The 16,074-nt window shown below is 69.9% G+C and carries 15 protein-coding genes and 3 pseudogenes; 5 read left to right on the top strand and 13 right to left on the bottom strand.

Translation table 11 applies throughout. The annotated features are described in order from the left end of the window. Window positions 1-177 precede the first annotated feature (177 nt). From ACWD1U_RS22900 to ACWD1U_RS22915, 4 genes are all read right to left on the bottom strand, one after another. Window positions 178-1,278 carry a winged helix DNA-binding domain-containing protein gene (locus tag ACWD1U_RS22900; protein ID WP_451110034.1) on the bottom strand — a complete coding sequence of 367 codons (1,101 nt, stop codon included), beginning with the start codon at window positions 1,276-1,278 and terminating at the stop codon, window positions 178-180. Window positions 1,279-1,461: 183 nt separating this feature from the next. Then, on the bottom strand, window positions 1,462-2,556 hold the full coding sequence (locus tag ACWD1U_RS22905; RefSeq protein ID WP_451110036.1) for a carboxylate-amine ligase: 1,095 nt from the start codon (window positions 2,554-2,556) through the stop codon (window positions 1,462-1,464). Window positions 2,557-2,708: 152 nt separating this feature from the next. Continuing rightward, window positions 2,709-2,849, bottom strand: coding sequence for a hypothetical protein (locus tag ACWD1U_RS22910; RefSeq protein ID WP_451110038.1), 141 nt, complete (start codon window positions 2,847-2,849; stop codon window positions 2,709-2,711). A gap of 111 nt (window positions 2,850-2,960) precedes the next feature. After that, window positions 2,961-3,875: a LysR family transcriptional regulator gene (locus ACWD1U_RS22915; protein ID WP_451110040.1), complete on the bottom strand. Its 915-nt coding sequence runs from the start codon at window positions 3,873-3,875 to the stop codon at window positions 2,961-2,963. Between the two features lie 95 nt (window positions 3,876-3,970). Between ACWD1U_RS22915 and ACWD1U_RS22920 the strand changes: the two genes are divergently transcribed. After that, the gene (locus ACWD1U_RS22920; protein ID WP_451110042.1) at window positions 3,971-5,134 is read left to right on the top strand and encodes a nuclear transport factor 2 family protein; all 1,164 of its coding nucleotides are present in this window, start codon (window positions 3,971-3,973) and stop codon (window positions 5,132-5,134) included. Window positions 5,135-5,503: 369 nt separating this feature from the next. Here ACWD1U_RS22920 and ACWD1U_RS22925 read toward each other — a convergent pair whose 3' ends face one another. The 5 genes from ACWD1U_RS22925 to ACWD1U_RS22945 form a co-directional block, all read right to left on the bottom strand. Then, complete coding sequence (locus ACWD1U_RS22925; RefSeq protein ID WP_451110044.1) at window positions 5,504-5,788, bottom strand: hypothetical protein; 285 nt, start codon at window positions 5,786-5,788, stop codon at window positions 5,504-5,506. A gap of 538 nt (window positions 5,789-6,326) precedes the next feature. Next, complete coding sequence (locus ACWD1U_RS22930; protein WP_451110046.1) at window positions 6,327-7,148, bottom strand: DUF317 domain-containing protein; 822 nt, start codon at window positions 7,146-7,148, stop codon at window positions 6,327-6,329. Window positions 7,149-7,163: 15 nt separating this feature from the next. After that, window positions 7,164-7,454 (bottom strand): hypothetical protein, encoded by a 291-nt coding sequence (locus ACWD1U_RS22935; protein ID WP_185015125.1) that lies wholly within the window; start codon window positions 7,452-7,454, stop codon window positions 7,164-7,166. A gap of 104 nt (window positions 7,455-7,558) precedes the next feature. Beyond that, window positions 7,559-7,912 (bottom strand): DUF317 domain-containing protein, encoded by a 354-nt coding sequence (locus ACWD1U_RS22940; RefSeq protein WP_451110048.1) that lies wholly within the window; start codon window positions 7,910-7,912, stop codon window positions 7,559-7,561. Window positions 7,913-8,432: 520 nt separating this feature from the next. Continuing rightward, window positions 8,433-8,555, bottom strand: coding sequence for a hypothetical protein (locus ACWD1U_RS22945; RefSeq protein ID WP_261679182.1), 123 nt, complete (start codon window positions 8,553-8,555; stop codon window positions 8,433-8,435). Between the two features lie 277 nt (window positions 8,556-8,832). Between ACWD1U_RS22945 and ACWD1U_RS22950 the strand changes: the two genes are divergently transcribed. From ACWD1U_RS22950 to ACWD1U_RS22965, 4 genes and pseudogenes are all read left to right on the top strand, one after another. Next, window positions 8,833-9,738: a hypothetical protein gene (locus ACWD1U_RS22950; protein ID WP_451110050.1), complete on the top strand. Its 906-nt coding sequence runs from the start codon at window positions 8,833-8,835 to the stop codon at window positions 9,736-9,738. A gap of 17 nt (window positions 9,739-9,755) precedes the next feature. Next, window positions 9,756-9,974, top strand: a pseudogene (locus ACWD1U_RS22955) (hypothetical protein); the annotation flags it as partial. Window positions 9,975-10,086: 112 nt separating this feature from the next. After that, window positions 10,087-10,408 (top strand): annotated as a pseudogene (locus tag ACWD1U_RS22960) (hypothetical protein). 355 nt (window positions 10,409-10,763) lie between these two features. Next, complete coding sequence (locus ACWD1U_RS22965; RefSeq protein ID WP_451110052.1) at window positions 10,764-11,741, top strand: FRG domain-containing protein; 978 nt, start codon at window positions 10,764-10,766, stop codon at window positions 11,739-11,741. A gap of 66 nt (window positions 11,742-11,807) precedes the next feature. Here ACWD1U_RS22965 and ACWD1U_RS22970 read toward each other — a convergent pair whose 3' ends face one another. The 4 genes and pseudogenes from ACWD1U_RS22970 to ACWD1U_RS22985 all read right to left on the bottom strand — a co-directional run bounded on the left by ACWD1U_RS22970 (window position 11,808) and on the right by ACWD1U_RS22985 (window position 16,024). Further along, entirely contained in the window at window positions 11,808-12,650 is an 843-nt protein-coding gene (locus ACWD1U_RS22970) for a maleylpyruvate isomerase family mycothiol-dependent enzyme (protein ID WP_451110053.1), read from the bottom strand. A 77-nt stretch (window positions 12,651-12,727) separates the two neighbouring features. Next, window positions 12,728-13,791 (bottom strand): IS630 family transposase gene (locus ACWD1U_RS22975; protein ID WP_451110055.1). Its coding sequence is split into 2 segments (ribosomal slippage): window positions 12,728-13,344 and window positions 13,344-13,791, totalling 1,065 coding nucleotides; the frame shifts between segments, so codons are not numbered across the junction. A gap of 385 nt (window positions 13,792-14,176) precedes the next feature. Further along, window positions 14,177-15,198 (bottom strand): annotated as a pseudogene (locus ACWD1U_RS22980) (SpaA isopeptide-forming pilin-related protein). 37 nt (window positions 15,199-15,235) lie between these two features. Next, window positions 15,236-16,024, bottom strand: a complete 789-nt coding sequence (locus ACWD1U_RS22985; RefSeq protein ID WP_451110057.1) for a DUF317 domain-containing protein — start codon at window positions 16,022-16,024, stop codon at window positions 15,236-15,238. Window positions 16,025-16,074: the final 50 nt, after the last annotated feature.

The raw sequence follows: 16,074 nt of genomic DNA on the forward strand, positions 1-16,074 counted from the left end.
CCCGCCTGCCCCGCGGGGCGTCACGTGAACCACCGGTGGCTCGCCCGGCCCGCGCAGTCGGTCCGCCATGCCGGCTCCTTTTCCTGCTTCGTGCGGACGCGGTGGCGTCGCGTCCGCGGCGCACCTCTGGGTACCCGCGCGGAATGGGTCCGTATCAGCGGGTGACCGGCATCGGTGTCAGCCGGCGGAGGCGGCGACCCGCACCCGGCGGCTCTCGCCGCCGGAGAGGAGGGACGCCAGGAGACGTCCCTCCTCGGCGACGGCTGCGCGGTCGGCGCGGGAGAGGCGGCGCAGCCGGGTGACCAGGACGGTGTCCGACTCGGCGGTCCAGGTCGCGGCGACCCGGCCGTCGACCAGGACGGCGCGGGCGCCCGCGACGGACAGGTTGCGGTGGTCGTCGTCGATGATGCGGCTGCGGTCGTCGTAGCCGAGGATCGCGTTGTCGAACGCCGCCAGGAACCGCACCGGAGCGGGGGTGCCGGGGTCGGGGCGTGGGGCGTCGGGGAGGTCGAGGAGTTCCCGGCCCCGCTCGTCGCGGAAGGAGATCAGTTCCTCGCGCACGGCGGAGACCGCGGCGGGCAGTCCGGTCAGGCCGCACCAGGCGCGCAGGTCGGCCGAGGCGGCGGGCCCGTACGCGGCCAGGTACCTGCGAACCAGCTCCCGCCCCACGGGGTCGGAGCCGTCCGGGGCCGGCGGTTCGATCTCGCGTCCCAGCCAGGAGGACATCAGCGTGTAGCGTGCGCCCCCCGTCGCCCGCCACAGGCCGCGCGGCGGCAGTTGCACCGTCGGCAGGAGGCCGGCGACCAGCATCTCGCCCAGGGGCCGCGGGCTCGCATCCGGCCAGCGGCCCGCGACGGCTCGCGCCAGCTCGGGCATCGAACGGGGTTCGCCGTCGGCCATGACCTGCCCGCCCGCCGCCGCGAGTTCGCCGAGATCAACGGCGTCGAGTTCGCGGCGGTAGACCCCGAGCACGCGCCGGCGCAGCATGCCGTCGGGGCGGGCCCGCCAGGCCAGGGCGTCGTCGGCGGTGACGAGATGGACGGTACGGCGCATCAGGTGGGTCCGCACCACCCGCCGCCCGGTCAGCAGCTCCGACAGCACCGCCGGGTCGAACCCCCGCAGCCGCGACCAGAGGCCGATGAACGGCTCCTGCGGTTCCTGCGCCTGGAGTCCGCACAGGCGCGTGACGGCGTCGAGCGTCGGCAGGTCGGCCCGTTCGAGGAGCAACTGGCGTGCGAGGGTGGCGCGGTTGAGCGCCCGGGCGTCGAGAACGGTCATCGGAGCACCTCGGCCTTCGAGTCGTGTGCCGACCCGTCGTCCAAGTCTCCGGGCGGCTTGCCCGGAGACCGTGGCACGCGAAGCGGTCAGGTTCTGACCGCATGCGGCGTCAGCGCTGCCACGCAGTGGTCCGACCGCTGTCGCCGCAGGTACGCCGCGGCGGCCTGAGCGGAAGGTCCCCGCTCACGGCATCGTGCTCTGGGCACTGATCAGCTCGGTGACGGCGCGAAGACCGCCGTGCGCGAGCGCGGCGCGTTGCCGGTCCGCGCCGGTTCCGTCCTGCAGGAGACGGTGGATCAAGGACGTGACCTGCCGGGCGTCGCCGGAGGCATCGAGTGCCGGAGCCACGTGCCGCAGGAGCTCGTAGAGCACGTCACCGGCGCGGTGCCGTGTGCCGCCGGGGTCGACCAGGGTGTCGCCGAGACCATGGCGGGCGGCATGCCACATGGCGGCCTGGAGCAGTTCCGGCGCGCAGTCGGGGGCGGGAGTGCCTGCGGCCGTCTCCGCCAGGGCGGTCTCCACCAGAGCCCGGGTGATCGCGGCGAGCATGACCGCCTCGTCCGCGCGCAGCTGGACGTCCGGGCACCGTACTTCGACCGTCGGGTAGTGGGAGGAGAGGCGGGCCTGCCAGTAGAGCTGACCGGTGTCGGAGATCAGACCGGCTTCCAGCAGCCGCTCCACGCGCCGGTCGTAGTCCGCGGCGTCGAGGAAGTGCGGGGGCATCCCGCTGACCGGCCACCGGCTGAAGATCACCGTGCGCCAGCTCGCGAAGCCGGTGTCGTGGCCGTCCCACAGCGGGGAGTTCGCCGCCATGGCCGTGAGCGTCGGCAGCCAGACCCGGATCCGGTTCAGGACCTGCACGCCCGCTTCCCGGTCGGGCACGGCGACGTGCACGTGCGTGCCGTTGACCAGCTGCTCCGCCACCAGTTGCGGCGCCTGCGTGACCATGGCGCGGTAGCGGGCCTGGTCGGTGACGGCGATGGGGCGGCCGTGCCGCACCGGCGGGGTCCCGCACACCGCGATCCGGCATCCGTGCTCCTCGGCGGCCGCTCCGACGGCGTGCCGCAGCCGCAGCAGATGGCCTCCGACCTCCTCCAGGGTGCGGCACACCGGGGTGGCCACCTCGACCTGCGCCTGGAGCAGCTCGTACTGCACCTCCTGGTCGGCCACCAGGCGGCCCACGCCCGCCGCGGCGCGCACCTTGTCCGCCTGAGGCACCGGCAGGCCGGTGACCGGGTCGAGCAGCAGGTATTCCTCTTCCACGCCGATCGTTGTCATCGACCACCCTCTGTTCCGCCCGGCTGCCGGGCCGGATCACCGTGCGCCCGGACCGGCGCACGCACGCACGCAGCGAGGGGCACGCTCGCGGTTATCCGAGTGCCGCGGACCGCTTCGGAACAAACTTTGACACAGAGGGGTAAACCGGTTCCTCAGGAGAAGACCGTGCTGTGACCGGCCGAGGAGATAGACCGCTCCCGCCGTCGCGTCCGCGGCGTGCAGGCGAGGGCCCCGACGCGGACGAGGGCCGTGGCGGCAAGGGGGACGCGACGGACGGACGTCGAGGTGGACATGAGGCCCACCTTCCCACGAACCGGGTCCGGCGGCGGTCGACCCGTCCGGTGTCGCTCGGCTGACGTCCCCGGGTGTACCGCGGTCCGGCCGGCTCTTGCCCCGGGCCTGCCCTACGGAGTTGTCCCCGGGCCCGGGGCGGAGACGGCGGTGAAGGCCGTTGCCAGCCGGTCGGTCAGAGGTGCCGCGGAGGGATGCGGGTCCCGGTGGGGTGTGAGCGCGTAGATGCCGCGGGTCGGGGGGTCGACGAGGGGCACCGTGGTGACGTCGGTCCGCAGCGCGCCCGTGAGGACTCCGGGTGTCAGCGCGATGGCGTGGCCAGCCGCGACCAGGGCGAGTTTGCCGAACAGGTCGGCCGCGGCGAGGTCGATACGGGCGGTGACGCCGGCGCGGGCGGCGTGCTGGCGCAGCAGCGTCGCCGAGCCGTCGTTGTCCTCCACCCAGATCTCGTCGGCCAGCTCCTGAATGCGCACCGGCCCCCGGCCCGCGTGCGGATGGCCGGCGGGCAGCACGACCACCATCTCGTCCAGGCCGAGGAACCGGCGTTCGACGCGTGGGTCACCGGTCAGCCCCGGTGGCGCGTCGGTGACGACTGCCACGTCGAGCGTGCCGGCGATCAGGCGCTCGTGCAGCTCCTGGCTCAGAGCGGGCAGCAGACTCCAGCTCAGGGGGCCCTCCGTCTCCAGCAGGCGGCGGATCGCCACGGGCACGATCCCGGCGGCCAGGGACGGCGTCGCGCCGACGGCCAGGGGCCGGCTGGGCGCCCCGTGGCGGACGTCCCGTACGGCACGGACGGCACGGTCGGCCTCGTTGAGCGTGGCCAGGGCGTGGTGGCGGAACACCTCCCCGGCAGGCGTCGGGCGCACCCCGCGCACATGCCGCTGCACCAGGGGCACCCCCAACTCGCGCTCCAGCCCGGCGATCTGCCGGGAGACGGCCGACTGTGTGTAGCCGAGCTCCGCGGCCGCCGCCGAGAGCGACCCGAGCCGGCACACCGTCACGAACGTCCGCCAAGCAGTCAACGCCATGGCAGGAGTATGCCTGTTCACTCTGCTGATACCGCATGGCTGTTCTGCGAGATCTGCGCTTGTGGCAGATCCGGCGGGGCCGCACGCTGGGACGCATGACACCGCACTCGATCGCCGTTCTCGGCCTGGGCCGCATGGGCTCCGCCCTCGCGGCACGACTCACCGACCACGCCCGGGACGTCATCGGCTGGACACGCTCGGGCCGCTCGGCGGGCGCCATCCGCAGGACCGACGACCCGAACGACGCCGTGGCCAAAGCCGACATCGCCCTCCTGGCGCTGCTCGACGGCCGGGCCTGCCGGGAGGTCATCGACCAGGTCCGCGACTCGCTGCGCCCGGACACGGTCGTGGTCAACACCAGCACCATCGCCCCCGCCGAGGCGGCGGCTCTGGCCCGGCGGCTCGGCATCCGCTACGTCCACGCGCCCGTGCTCGGCTCCGTGCCTGCGGTCGCCGCAGGGGCCCTGCGGATGCTCGTCGCCGCCGACGAGGACGCCTTCGACCGAGTCCGCCCGGTCCTGGACGTGCTCGGCACCGTACGGCGGGTCGACGACGCCCCGACTGCCGCCGCGCTCAAGCTGATCGCCAACAGCAGCCTCGCCGGCGCCGTCCTCACACTGCGCGACGCGCTGCGGCAGGCCGACGCCCTGGGCCTGCCCCGTGCCCAGGTGCTGGATGTCCTCGAACTGGGCCAGCTGGGCGGGCTGGTGGCACGCAAACGGCCCTTCCTCACCGGTGCGCGGAGCCCCGCATCCGCTGCCACGGCCCAGTTCACGATCGGCGCGCTGGCCAAGGACATGGCGCTGCTCGCCGCCGCGTCGGACACCCCCTTGCGCAGTGCGGCCGACCTGGCCGGCACACCCGCCGACCCCGAGGGCGACATCGCCGTCGCCGCCACGACGCCCGCCGTCGATGCCGCCGTCCTCGAACCCCTGCGTGCCTACATGCGCGGACACGCCACCGGCGACCCCGGCCACTTCCGCGACGCCTTCCTGCCCACGGCCCACATCGAGGGGATCCGGGACGGCGACTTCGTCTCGTGGGGCCTGGAGGAGTACTGCGCTCTCTTCCCCGGCCGGCCGGCCCCGGACGAGCCGGCCCGGTCGCGCCGCATCGACACCGTCGACGTCCACGGCACCGTGGCCACCGCGTCCATGACGCTCCGGCACGGCGCGGACGCCTTCACCGACATCTTCCTGCTGGTCCAGGTCGACGCGGGCTGGCGCATCGCCAACAAGGCCTACCACCGGCACTCCTGAGTGCATGATCCCGTACTGGGTCCAGCCTCGCGTCGCGACCCCCATGGACGCAGTCGCCCTCGTTCAGGATGCGGACGTTGACCCCATTCGCCACACGCCGTACCAGCCCTTGCCGTGCCCGTCGGCGGCCGCGCTTTCCCCGCACCGCAGGCAAGCCCGAAAAACCCTGGTTCCTGACACCTGTCAGGGACCAGGGCCTTGAATCAGGCGCGGCGCTCGGCCACTTGGAGGCGGCACAAGAGACGGCCGTCCACGTCCGGTCCGCCGCGCTCGGGGGCGGCCTGCCTCTCCTCCCGTGCGCGCCGGACCCCGACCCGAACCGAACTGCGGATCGTCAGGCTGCACCATGGAGGGAAGCCTCCGTGATGGTCAATCGCACGGACGCCAGACAGGACGGTCGCCGTCCTGGTGAACGGTTCCGAACACGACGTCGGCGAAGTGGATGCCGAATCCGATCGTGCCGGGCTCCTGGAGCTCGGCGACGAGGCGACGGCGGAAGTCGGCGGACTGCGCGGAGTCGTGGTCGGAGGCCGCGGACCACTCGGGGTGGGTCACCTGGATCGGCGAGTGCAGGGCGTCTCCGAACGCGATCAGCCGCCGGCCGCCCGAGGCGATGACATAAGCGACGTGCCCCGGGGTGTGGCCGGGGATCAAGCGGGCACGGCGCGAGCGGCTTGGCCTGGTACCCAGGCTCGGACCTGGCCGGGACGTAGAGCACGTTCGGGTTATGACTGTGCGGCCCATAGCCGCTGGAGGCGTTCACGAGCAGGTACGCGCCTGCGGGAACGTGCCAGTTCCAGAACCAGGCGTCCTGCTGCCGCCCGGTGTCGCACCAGGTCACGACAGCTTTGGAGCCACGGCGGCCGTGCTGGTAGACCCGCGTCACCTGGAGGGGTTGCCCATGCCCGGAGCTTCGGTGCTGCTGAAATGCCTGCCACTGCGCCGCGAGGGCAGCCGTGCGCTTGCGGCGTGAACGGACCGTCAACGCGCTCGTCACGGCGACGATGAGAGCGATGACCATTAAGACGCCGGGGCTGGGGTGCATTGCCGCATCCTGCATCGTTCCATCAACAGGCGGCAATTCTTCCTGGGCATCGAAGACCGGGCCACTTCACCCGCGAAGCAAGAAAGTCCGGCACCCCCCAACTGGGAGGGTGCCGGACTGCGATCGTCGATAGTGGTGCGCGGGACGTTAGATGACCGGCGCGCGCAGGAGGCGCTCCTGGGTGGCCTCGGGCAGTACCCGCCGCAGGACCGGTGCGGTCGAGCTGAGGGAGGCGGCGAAGGCGGCGACGAGATCGTGCGGGACGCTGGCGGCGAACGATGCCGCCCACAGACACGGTGCGCCGAGCGCGGGCTCGGCCCACGCCTGCCATCCGGCCAGTCCCGTCTCGTCGTCCTCGGCGGACAGGGCCCGCGGGTCGGCATCCTGGATGAGGGGCGGGACCTCGCCGAGGCTGATGTGTGAGGTGAACGTCGGGTCCGTCGCCGCCGCCTGGGGTTGGTCGATGTCGCGGAACCATCCGTGGGCGGCGACTGCGTCAAGGACCAGCTCGGATCCGGCGAGCGGCACAGCAGGCTGGTCGCTTGCGTCGAGCGCGACGAGGAAGTCGACCACCGCCTCGCCGGGGACGTCACGGGTGAAGTAGGCCGACCACTGGGCGAGCGGGCTGCTCGCCTCGGCTCGGGCGGAGATCTGCCAGGCGATCGGCAGCTCGCCCAGGTGGAACGGCTCGTCCGCCACGCCCCACTGAGCCCAGCGCAAGGCGTCGGGACTGACGTGCAGGACGGTGCTGCGCAGGACCTGGCGGTCCTCCGGGGTCTCGTCCAGCTCGTGCCTTCCGCGGACGATCGTCAGGCTCGTCCAACCCAGGCCGGCGAGCGCGTCGGCGACGACGTCGTAGAGGCGTCCATCGTCACCGGCCATGTGCCGGGGGCCGACCCAGAACGCGGGCTGGCCGCCGCGCGGGGTGGACGAGTCGGGCGGGAAGTCGGGGTACAGGGGCGCCTCCAAGGGCTCGGTGCGGGTCTAGTTGCCGCCGGCGCGGCGACGGGGGCGGCGCGGGGGCGCCTGGACGGGGCCCTGCCACGTCAGCGCGATGGCGACCTCCGGCGGAAGGTGGCCGAGCTGGGCGTCCGGGTCCGGTCCTTCCGCGAGGTAGACGACGGTCTGGCCGGTCTCGTCGACCGACTGCAGGACCTGCGCCAAGCGGTGCGCCATCGGGGCGAAGGGGTTCATGGCCTGGCGGACCGGAGCACTCCGGTCGCAGCCGGACAACAGGTCGATGAGATCGCCGACGGTCATCTCCGGGGACGTCACGGACAGCCTCCTGGGGTTCGAGGGAGACGGGGGCAGTAGAACGGGCCGGCATTCGGTACGGCCAGCACTCACAGGGCGGGCACTACGTTTCGGTGTCCGCGCTGTCAGAGGCGGCGTGAGGTCTCCAGCACACTCGCTACGGTGGCGGCGACGATGTTGGCCGGCGTCTCGGTATCGAACGACAGGTGGTAGCCGCGGACTTTGGCGGTTCCGGTGACAGCGATCTTCCATCCCTCGCCATCCGTGCCGGGGCGGCCGAGCGGAAACCAGCCGAGGTAGAACCGGCCGTCCTTGGAGCTGACGTGCACGTCCGCGCGATCATCGACGATCAGGTGGAAGTCCTCGGCGGAGAACTGGTCCATGACCAGGGTCGGCTGACCGGGGCCGGGCTGCCACTCCCGCGGTCGCAGGGCTTCGACGGTGGTGGAGAAACCGGGGCCCGCAGGGGCTACGGTCACGGGCAATCACCTCTCTGACCTGGGGTTTCTTGCAAGGTCGTCTACGTTGACATGCCCTCGCGCCCGTTGGCCAGTCTTTCCACGATCTTTCCCGTCTGCCCCCGGCGAACTTGTCCTGTCTCACTTTGTAGGGTCTCAAATTTCGTGTCGGAATCTCACTGTCGATGTCGGATGGAAGTCGGATCCGACACCGAGATGAGATTCGCAGGTCGCTGCATGCACCTCATTCGAGTGGAAGCGTTGCGGGTGTGCTCCCGTCGGCGTCTTGGGCGGGAGCATCGTGCTGCCGGGGGGCAACTCCAACTCGAGAGTGGGGATGGAGTCGGAACTCACCGTCGATGGTGCGCCGACACCGGAGAGGCGCCTGCCGGTGAGACGACCGTAGCCTCGCGCTGACGCCGAGGCTCTGGCCAAGTACTCGATAGATCAGGCGTGACCAGCGGTACCGCGCATCTGTACACCTTCGGTGAGATGGGTCGGCTGCTCACCTATGACGAGGGGATCAACTGCGGACCGGTCATCACTCCTGGGCGGAGGTGGTCAACTCCATCATCGCCTGGGCGTAGGTTGCGCCGTCAATCTCCTCCTCGTCGTACTGGCGCATCAGCTCGTCGATCTTGGCCTTTAGCTCTGTCCGGTCCATCGTCATCTCCCAACATGTCAGTGGGGCAAGGTGGGGACAGTAGCGCGACACGTATCGCACGGACGGCGCTTTCCCCAGACGAGGGCACTCTGGCCCTTCCACTTTCGAGCCGGTCGCGCGCCTGCTGTCCACCTTCGGTGAGACGGACCAGCCTCCGTCCATCTTCAGTGAGACACGGCCCAACTCCGGTCAGACAGGTCACGAATCGTCAACTCTGCTTCCCGGAAAGACCCCGAAAGCGTCGAACCAGTCGACATGTCGAATCGCTCGACATACCGTGAGGGGCATAGACTCCACTGTCGACCCACTCGACACCGAACCGACAGACGTGCGCGGCGCGGCGCTGGCCGCTCTGCGCGGCTGGGCCACCCGCCGCGACCGCCTCGCCGACAACCGCGCCGACTTGATGGCCGCCGCCTGGTGGGCGGGCACCCGCACCGTCGCCGAACTCGCCCGCGCCGCCGACGTCTCCCGCGACACCGTCTACGATGACCTGCGCGCCCGCGGCGTCGAACCCACCGACAAGACAGCCGTAGGCGTCGGCATCCTTCCGCCCTACGCACCGCTCACCGCCGAGCCCGTGCGGGAACTCGCCCAGCACGCATGGTCCCTAGTCCGGCCCGCGATGCTCACCTGCCGGCCCGACTGGGCGACTTGGGCCGCCTGGCACCTGAGCATCGCCCTGGACCGCATCGGCATCCTGCTGGAGGACTCCACCAACTCCGACCGGAAGGTGGACGCGGGCGAGAGCCTTCTCGCGCTACTGGCTGCGGCCCAGGAGGCCGCGCAGAAGCACTGGGCGGAACTGGACACCCCCCGCAAAGAGCATCTGACGGCGTTTCGGACCGCCGTCCCCGTCGGGGGCGAGGGCCAGGCCGTGATCCACGGCGTCGAGCTGACCCTCGGCCTGTCAGGCTCCCGAGAGACCTTCAGCGTCAGGTTCGACCCCGATCCCTTCGAGCCCGCCGGATGGACCGCCGTGAGCAGCGACCACCCGCAGCTGGGCCCCCAGCTCACGGCCGCCGACCGCCTGGCGATCCAGACCGCCGTGCACACGCTCGGCCGCCTCCTCAACCGCCGCCTGTACCCGGACGACACCGACGGCAGTGACTCGGCGATGTCCGAGCCCGGCCCTACTGTTCCTCCCGTGCGGCCCTGGCCCGCTACGGACACCCGCGGGTGACTCGGCGGTCGGACTCGAAGGGGCCTGAGCTGATCCCGATCACAGCTGCCTCCCTCGCCGAGTGGCAGCGGGCCCGCGACGCAGGCCGCCTCGGTGAGTACGACAGCAGGTTCGGCAGCACAGCCGAGCTGCCCGTTTCGGTATGGGAAGGCCACGACCCCGAACAACTCGCCTCCGAGGAGTTCGAGGAAGTCTGGGCTTCTGCCCGTCCGCAGATCGCGTCCCGGCCAATCTGACCTCTCGGCGCCGCGGAGGCTTCTTGGGATCATCTCGGCGGCCCCGACCCTTCCCCGCACCGTCCGAGCCGTCGACACCGCTCAGCTCTGGGACCTGGCCCAGGAGGCCGCCATGCACGGCTTCAGCCAGCGGCTCCCGGTCGACTGGCTTCGAGAGCACCTCGCCGCAGATGCGACGCACTACCTGTTCCCGACACTCGTGCAGTGGCTCACGCACCGGCCCGAGACGCCGCTGCAGTGGAGGTGCCAGCAACTGCTGACCGTCAGCACCGGCGAACAGATCTGGGGTCTCCTCAACGTTCTTCCCGACACCTTCGACAAGATCCCGGAGACCTTGGGACACGGCGTCCAAGAAGGACATCCTCAGCCGCATCGAGCGAGCAGTGAAGGTGCATGAGTGGGTGGAACGGATGGTTGCCGATGCAGGTTCGTGACGCCCTGGAGAGTGGTGGAGGCAGCTGGAGAGCCCGAGGAAATGACACCGCTCTGAGACAGCCGCCTGCCGACATGTCGTGAGACTGAGGGGGGGAACGTCCAGGTCGCAGCGTCGGCACATGACGTCGAAAGTGAGAACCTACACACTTCTGGGATCTCGGATTCCCTAGCCGAATCTCATGACCGATGGCCAAGTGGTGGCCACCCGCGAGACTCGGCACCGGAGTCGTAGCCCGGACACCAAAGGACGAGTGACCCGTCAGTAGGTTCCGAGGTTCGCTTCTCTGCCGTTTCCTGGCGCTGAGGCGCCTCTCATTGCGCGGTAGGCCAGCCTCGCTCACCTATTCTTCGAGCATGTCTGCTGACTCGTACCAGACGGCTGGCCGTAATCGAGGCGGCGGCACGCGCGCCATGGTGCGCCCGCGTGCTGCCTGTTCGTTGGCTGGAGAATTTTTTGCAGAACGTGAGATCAACTCACAGATTGGACTGAATGACACGCCAGAAAGCCTGTGGGAATGGCTCAGGGAAGGAGCAGAAAGTAGTCACACGGCGGGCTGTCCCGTGCTGCCTCACTCGTCGGCCGAGAACATCTTCTATCGGGGGCAGTCCAATGCTGATCACGGTCTCTCCTCTAGCCTCTTCCGAGTCCTTAGCGCCTCAGTGTCAAGAGTCACCGAATACAGGATGGCCAAGGTGGAGGAACACATACTGCAAGTCATGAGACGACAAGGGCTTGGACGGCTGATGACGGACGGACAACTCCTGGGCCTCTTGCAGCATCATGGCATCCCGACCCGGCTCATCGACGTGTCGAAGTCCCCGCTGGAATCCCTTTTCTTCGCCGTGGATCAGGACCATGATCTGGACGGCCGACTGTTTATGATCCAGCTCCACCCAAGCGGAAGCGGTGAGATAGACACCATCGACCTTTCCGACCAACACCAGTTGGAATGGGCAGACGCTGCACGCGGCGAGCAGTACGCCAAATCGAGCTGGACGGGCCGAGTGGCAGTCATTGATCCACAGGACCTCGACCCCCGAATGCGCGCCCAGCGGGGATGCTTCCTCGTAGGCGGCCTCATCGCCAGCTACTCCCGGCGGCAGATGCAGTTTCGTGGCCGTGTATTGGCAGCAGATGACCTGGCCAAGATCACGACTCTCAGTATTCGGTTCCCGCAACGCAACGCACCAGGGAAAGCGTGGCCCGCTACAGCCTGGACGGTCCGCATTCCCGCGCATTGGAAGCGCCCCCTAAGCGATCTACTCAAGAGAGAAAAGGACCCGATCACCAAGGACACCATGTATCCGCCGCTACTGAAGTTGAATGCGTGATGTCGGTGCCCATCGCTGGCGCTGTTGGTGTCAGGCACGGTGGAAGCCGGCGAGGCCAGCGTCGGGTCAGTAGATGATGGACACGATCTGGCACGCGGCTTCGGCGAGCCGACGATCTCCTTGCACATGGGCGCGGGACAAGGCATCCGCAGGATCGATGTTCCGCGTAGACAATCGCCAGACAGTCTCTGTATCCAGCAATACGACTGCGGTTGGTCGGCCGCTCGGCGCTTCGGACAACGACCATCGGTCCGCAGTGGCAGTCGCCGTCCAGCCGCCGCCGGCAGGGCCCTCGGCGATCACCTGGACCTGCGCCCCGATTGGTGCTGACGTGCGGCGGAGCGTGTGGGGCAGGGCCCGCATGAAGGTATCGAGGACCATGGCCAGGGCACGCGGCTCCGGGTCGGTGTCGCGGCCGATGGCGTGGCGGATTTGCTGCCGGTGAGTCCAGTGCTCGGTGAACTCCCGGGCGATGTCCAGCCACGCCGGCGCGGGGTCGACGCCTGCCCACGACACGCCCAGGGCGGGAGCGTCAAGGTTGGCTGTGGCGAATCGCTGGGCGAGCTGGATGCCTGCCGCTGCCAGGGCGTCGATGAGCGAAGCAGGGCTGTCATCGGCGTGCAGCTCGACCCATTCCTGATTCGTGCGGTGGATGAACGCCTCGAGCGTCTCGCCATCGGCGAAGCCGTTCCGGTAGCCGTGGCCGAGGCGGCCGTAGTAGTCACCGAGGAGATGGGCGGCAACATCGTGCACCGTCCAGCGCCCGGCTGCCGTCCTGCTCCAGTCGGAGGGTCTCAGACCACGCAGAGTATCGAGCAGCGACCTGAGCTCCTGACCGAATAGCGCACGCGCGTCTATCGGGTTACCCAGCCAAGAAATGCCAGACACGCCGTTGGACTCGGGACTCATGGCCACAGCCTGTCAGCCAGGAGCCGTGGCCTGCCATCGAATACTCCCGCCTGCGAGCGTCCGGGTGACCCACTGCGTCACCCGTCCGCGATCAGTCCGGTGGCGGCGAGGCAGGCGTCTACCAGATCGGGGCGGTACTGGATCTGCTTGAGCCGGCGCTTGACGGCTCTAGTGATCTGGGCGAGGTCAGCGGCGGCGAGGTTGCCGATCTCACGCTTGACCAGTGCCCAGATACCTTCCTGCGGGTTGATGTCCGGCGCGTAGGCGGGCAACTGGAAGACGGTGAGCCAATGTGCGTTCGCGGCGATGAACTCCCGCATGCCGACAGTCAGGTGCAGGCGTACGTTGTCCCACACCAGCACGATCGGCCCGCCGAGCTGGATGCGGGCGCGCACCAGCAGGTTGCGCAGATCCTTCCAGCCGAAGCCCTTCGGCTCGTCCTTGCGGCCGTGGTACTCGCGCACGGCGTAGATCAGCCTTGAACGCTGGCCGGGTTTGTAGCAGACCATCCCGGCCATCGACACCCGACCGGAGCCCCGGCCGCGCACCCGCACCACCGGTGTGCGGCCGATACGTCCCCAGGTCCTGGCGCGCGGCGGCGTCATCGACTGCCCGGCCTCGTCCTGGAAGACGATCCAGGCGCCGAGTGCCGCCGCGGTGCTCTTACCCGCGACCAGACCTCCTTCTTCCACAGCTCTACCGCTCCATCGTCGCGCTCGATCGCCCGCCGCGCAGGCTGCTGCCACGACCAGCCGTGCCGCTTCAGCAGCCCCCAGGTGCCCTCCACCGTGTAGGAGACGTGGAACAGCCGACCGATCAGCGTCTTCACCCGCGCCAGCGTCCACCGCTGATCCGCCCACCCGTGCACCAACGGGCCGCGCTCCAACTCCCGCTCCAACCGCGCGACCTGGGCATCGCTGAGCTTGGACCGACCAGGCGAGCCCCTGGACAGCACTCCCCTCTCGCCCTGCTCACGCCATCCCCGACGCCACCGCTCGATCGACCGCTCGCTCACCCGCAGCGCGACGGCTATCTCCCGGTTCTTCTCCCCACGCTCAAAGCGTTCCACGGCCTGTAGCCGCACCCGCTCTCGCGCTGCCCTCTCGGCCTCGGTCAACCCGCCGCCCTGCGCGTACCTCACGGACCCCAGAGCTACCGGCACCGCCCGGCCGCCGTCAGGCGAACCGCCCCGACATCACCCAATCAAGTTCAGTAGCTGAGGTGAAACGTCTAGCGATCAGCAAGGCGGACGAGTTGTCCAGGACCACATGGGTGACCAAGAAGCGCCCGCGCTCGCCCTCGTGACAAGCCAGCGTCACCGCTTGAGCCAGGTGGGTTCACATCCGACCACGTGGGGATGCGGTGAGATGCGCAGGTGCAGCTCGGAGGGGTCGCCGGAGAGCGAAGAGGGATCGATCACTGCGGCAGCGTAATGAGGCCCGCGCGCGCTCGAGGATGACAGAGCCCCCGGATTCCAGGCTGGGGAATCCGGGGGCTCGGAGTCGTGGAGAGGTGTGGAGGGCGGGTCAGCTCTCGGTGGAGTCGTCGGTGGGACTGTCCGTGCGGCTGCGGCGTGCCAGAAGGAGAACGCCTCCCCCCGCTGCGATTAGCACGGCCGCGCCGCCGATCAGCCACGGTGTGGCGTCGGCTCCGGTGTGGGCGAGGGAGCCCGTCGGCGCCTTCGGCATGGAGTCCCTGACCGGGGTCGCGGCCACGGGCGAGGAGACGGGATCCGGTGTGTCGCTGCCCGAGGCGGAGGGCGTGGCCCCTCCGGTACCGCTGCTCGGCTTGCCCGGACTGGACGGGGAGTCGCTGGGCTTGTGCGTCGGCTTGTCTGAGGGGTCGGGCTTCGGGTCGGTGGCTGTCTTGGCGTTGGTGACGGTCACGGTCACCGGGGCGCCGGGGCCCGCGGTGAACGTCTTCGTCGGCTTGTAGAGGCCGTAGCCGGCGAGGGCCTTGATTTCCTTGACCAGAACTGAGTCCTGCGGCTCGACACGGGCAGTTCTCCGGAGGCCGTGCCCTTGGCGCCCGTGGTCAGGGTGAGCAGCGTCGACGTGCCGGTGCCGATGTTCACGGTCGCGCCGGGCAGGAGCTTGCCGGTCTTGTCGTCTTTGGCCTGCAGGAGGACCTTGGCGGCCTTGAACGGGTCGGTGATCGTCAGCCGGGTGGCGGTGCCGGGGGTCACGATGACGTCCTGGTCGGCGACGACCTCGTGTAGCGGGCTGCCGGAGGCCGTCTGCTTGAGCCGGTAGACGCCCGGCGCGAGGGCGGGGAAGGTCAGCTTTCCTTGGGCATCGGTCTTCCCGCGTCCGGTTTCCTGGCCGGTGGAGTCGAGCAGTAGGAACACGGCGCCGGGCAGGGGATCTCCGGCCGCATCCTTCGCAGTCATCTCGACGCTGCCCGCGTCCGGGGCCGGTGTCTCGGCAGAGGCGGCCGATGCCGAGGGGGTCGGTTCGGAGGGCTCGGCGCTCGCGGCCCGCGCCCAGGTCAGGGTGCCGGCCGCCATGACGGCGACAGCAGCAGCGGATCGGACCAACCGTGCATGCACGAGAAGGAGGACTCCTTGGGACAGGGGACGGGGAAGGTCATCGGCTGCGGCCAGAGACCGGGGCGGGAGGTGTCGGGGGGACGGGCGTGCTGCCGTGCTGTTGCTTGCCTGTCGGTGTGGCGACGTAGAGGGCGCGGCGGGTCTGGACGGGGACGTCTTGGACGGTGCGCTGCAGCGGTTCGGTGGAGATGAGCGAGGCGGTGAAGGCGGCGACGAGCGTGGTGGGCGTACCGAACGAGAAACGCGCCGTCCAGTGCGGCTCGCTGGGGTACCCACCCCAAGCCCGCCAGGCCAGCTCGCTGGAACCGACGGTGGCGTAGCGGTGGCGTACACCGCCGAGTCCCTCCGGGGTGAGGAAGGTCTGGGTGCCGTCGGTCTTGACGGCGTGGCTCCAGCCGCGGGTGAGTAGCGGCGCGTACGCCTCGTACGGTGCCGTCTCGTCCGGGAGCAGCCGGTCCTGGTCGCTGTGCCTGTCTTCGAGATAGAGGTCGAGCAGCTCGCTGTGGACGTCGTGCAGCATTTCGGCGGGGGTGGTGGCGTCGAAGGTGATCCGCCAGGCCGGCGAGGTGAACGGGGCCCGGTGTGCGTTGATGGTCCACGTGCCCTTGCCGGGCTTGTCGGGCTGGGGGTCGAAGGTGGTCTGCAGGCGTAGGCACGGGCTGAACGCGACGGCCGTGCCTGCTTCGGTCTGGGCGAACGGCCAGCCCTCCTCGAAGGGGAAGGCCCACGCGGCGCGAGGGTCAACGGCGCCGGGGCCAGCGAGGTGACGAGGCAGGACCTGCACGCTCTGGGCCGGGTCGAGGTTCTCAAGGGGGTGGGTGAGCATGGGCAGGGCTCCTGCGGAGAAAGTACGGACTGCCGGGTTGGAAGGGCGCG

It is taken from the genome of Streptomyces sp. NPDC002788, assembly GCF_053592115.1.

Excerpts from the sequence above, each read along its gene's own strand:
- ACWD1U_RS22900 (WP_451110034.1), bottom strand. The coding sequence starts at position 1,278 with ATGACCGTTCTCGACGCCCGGGCGCTCAACCGCGCCACCCTCGCACGC.
- ACWD1U_RS22905 (WP_451110036.1), bottom strand. The coding sequence starts at position 2,556 with ATGACAACGATCGGCGTGGAAGAGGAATACCTGCTGCTCGACCCGGTC.
- ACWD1U_RS22910 (WP_451110038.1), bottom strand. The coding sequence starts at position 2,849 with ATGTCCACCTCGACGTCCGTCCGTCGCGTCCCCCTTGCCGCCACGGCC.
- ACWD1U_RS22915 (WP_451110040.1), bottom strand. The coding sequence starts at position 3,875 with ATGGCGTTGACTGCTTGGCGGACGTTCGTGACGGTGTGCCGGCTCGGG.
- ACWD1U_RS22920 (WP_451110042.1), top strand. The coding sequence starts at position 3,971 with ATGACACCGCACTCGATCGCCGTTCTCGGCCTGGGCCGCATGGGCTCC.
- ACWD1U_RS22945 (WP_261679182.1), bottom strand. The coding sequence starts at position 8,555 with ATGGACCGGACAGAGCTAAAGGCCAAGATCGACGAGCTGATGCGCCAG.
- ACWD1U_RS22965 (WP_451110052.1), top strand. The coding sequence starts at position 10,764 with ATGTCTGCTGACTCGTACCAGACGGCTGGCCGTAATCGAGGCGGCGGC.
- ACWD1U_RS22970 (WP_451110053.1), bottom strand. The coding sequence starts at position 12,650 with ATGAGTCCCGAGTCCAACGGCGTGTCTGGCATTTCTTGGCTGGGTAAC.
- ACWD1U_RS22985 (WP_451110057.1), bottom strand. The coding sequence starts at position 16,024 with ATGCTCACCCACCCCCTTGAGAACCTCGACCCGGCCCAGAGCGTGCAG.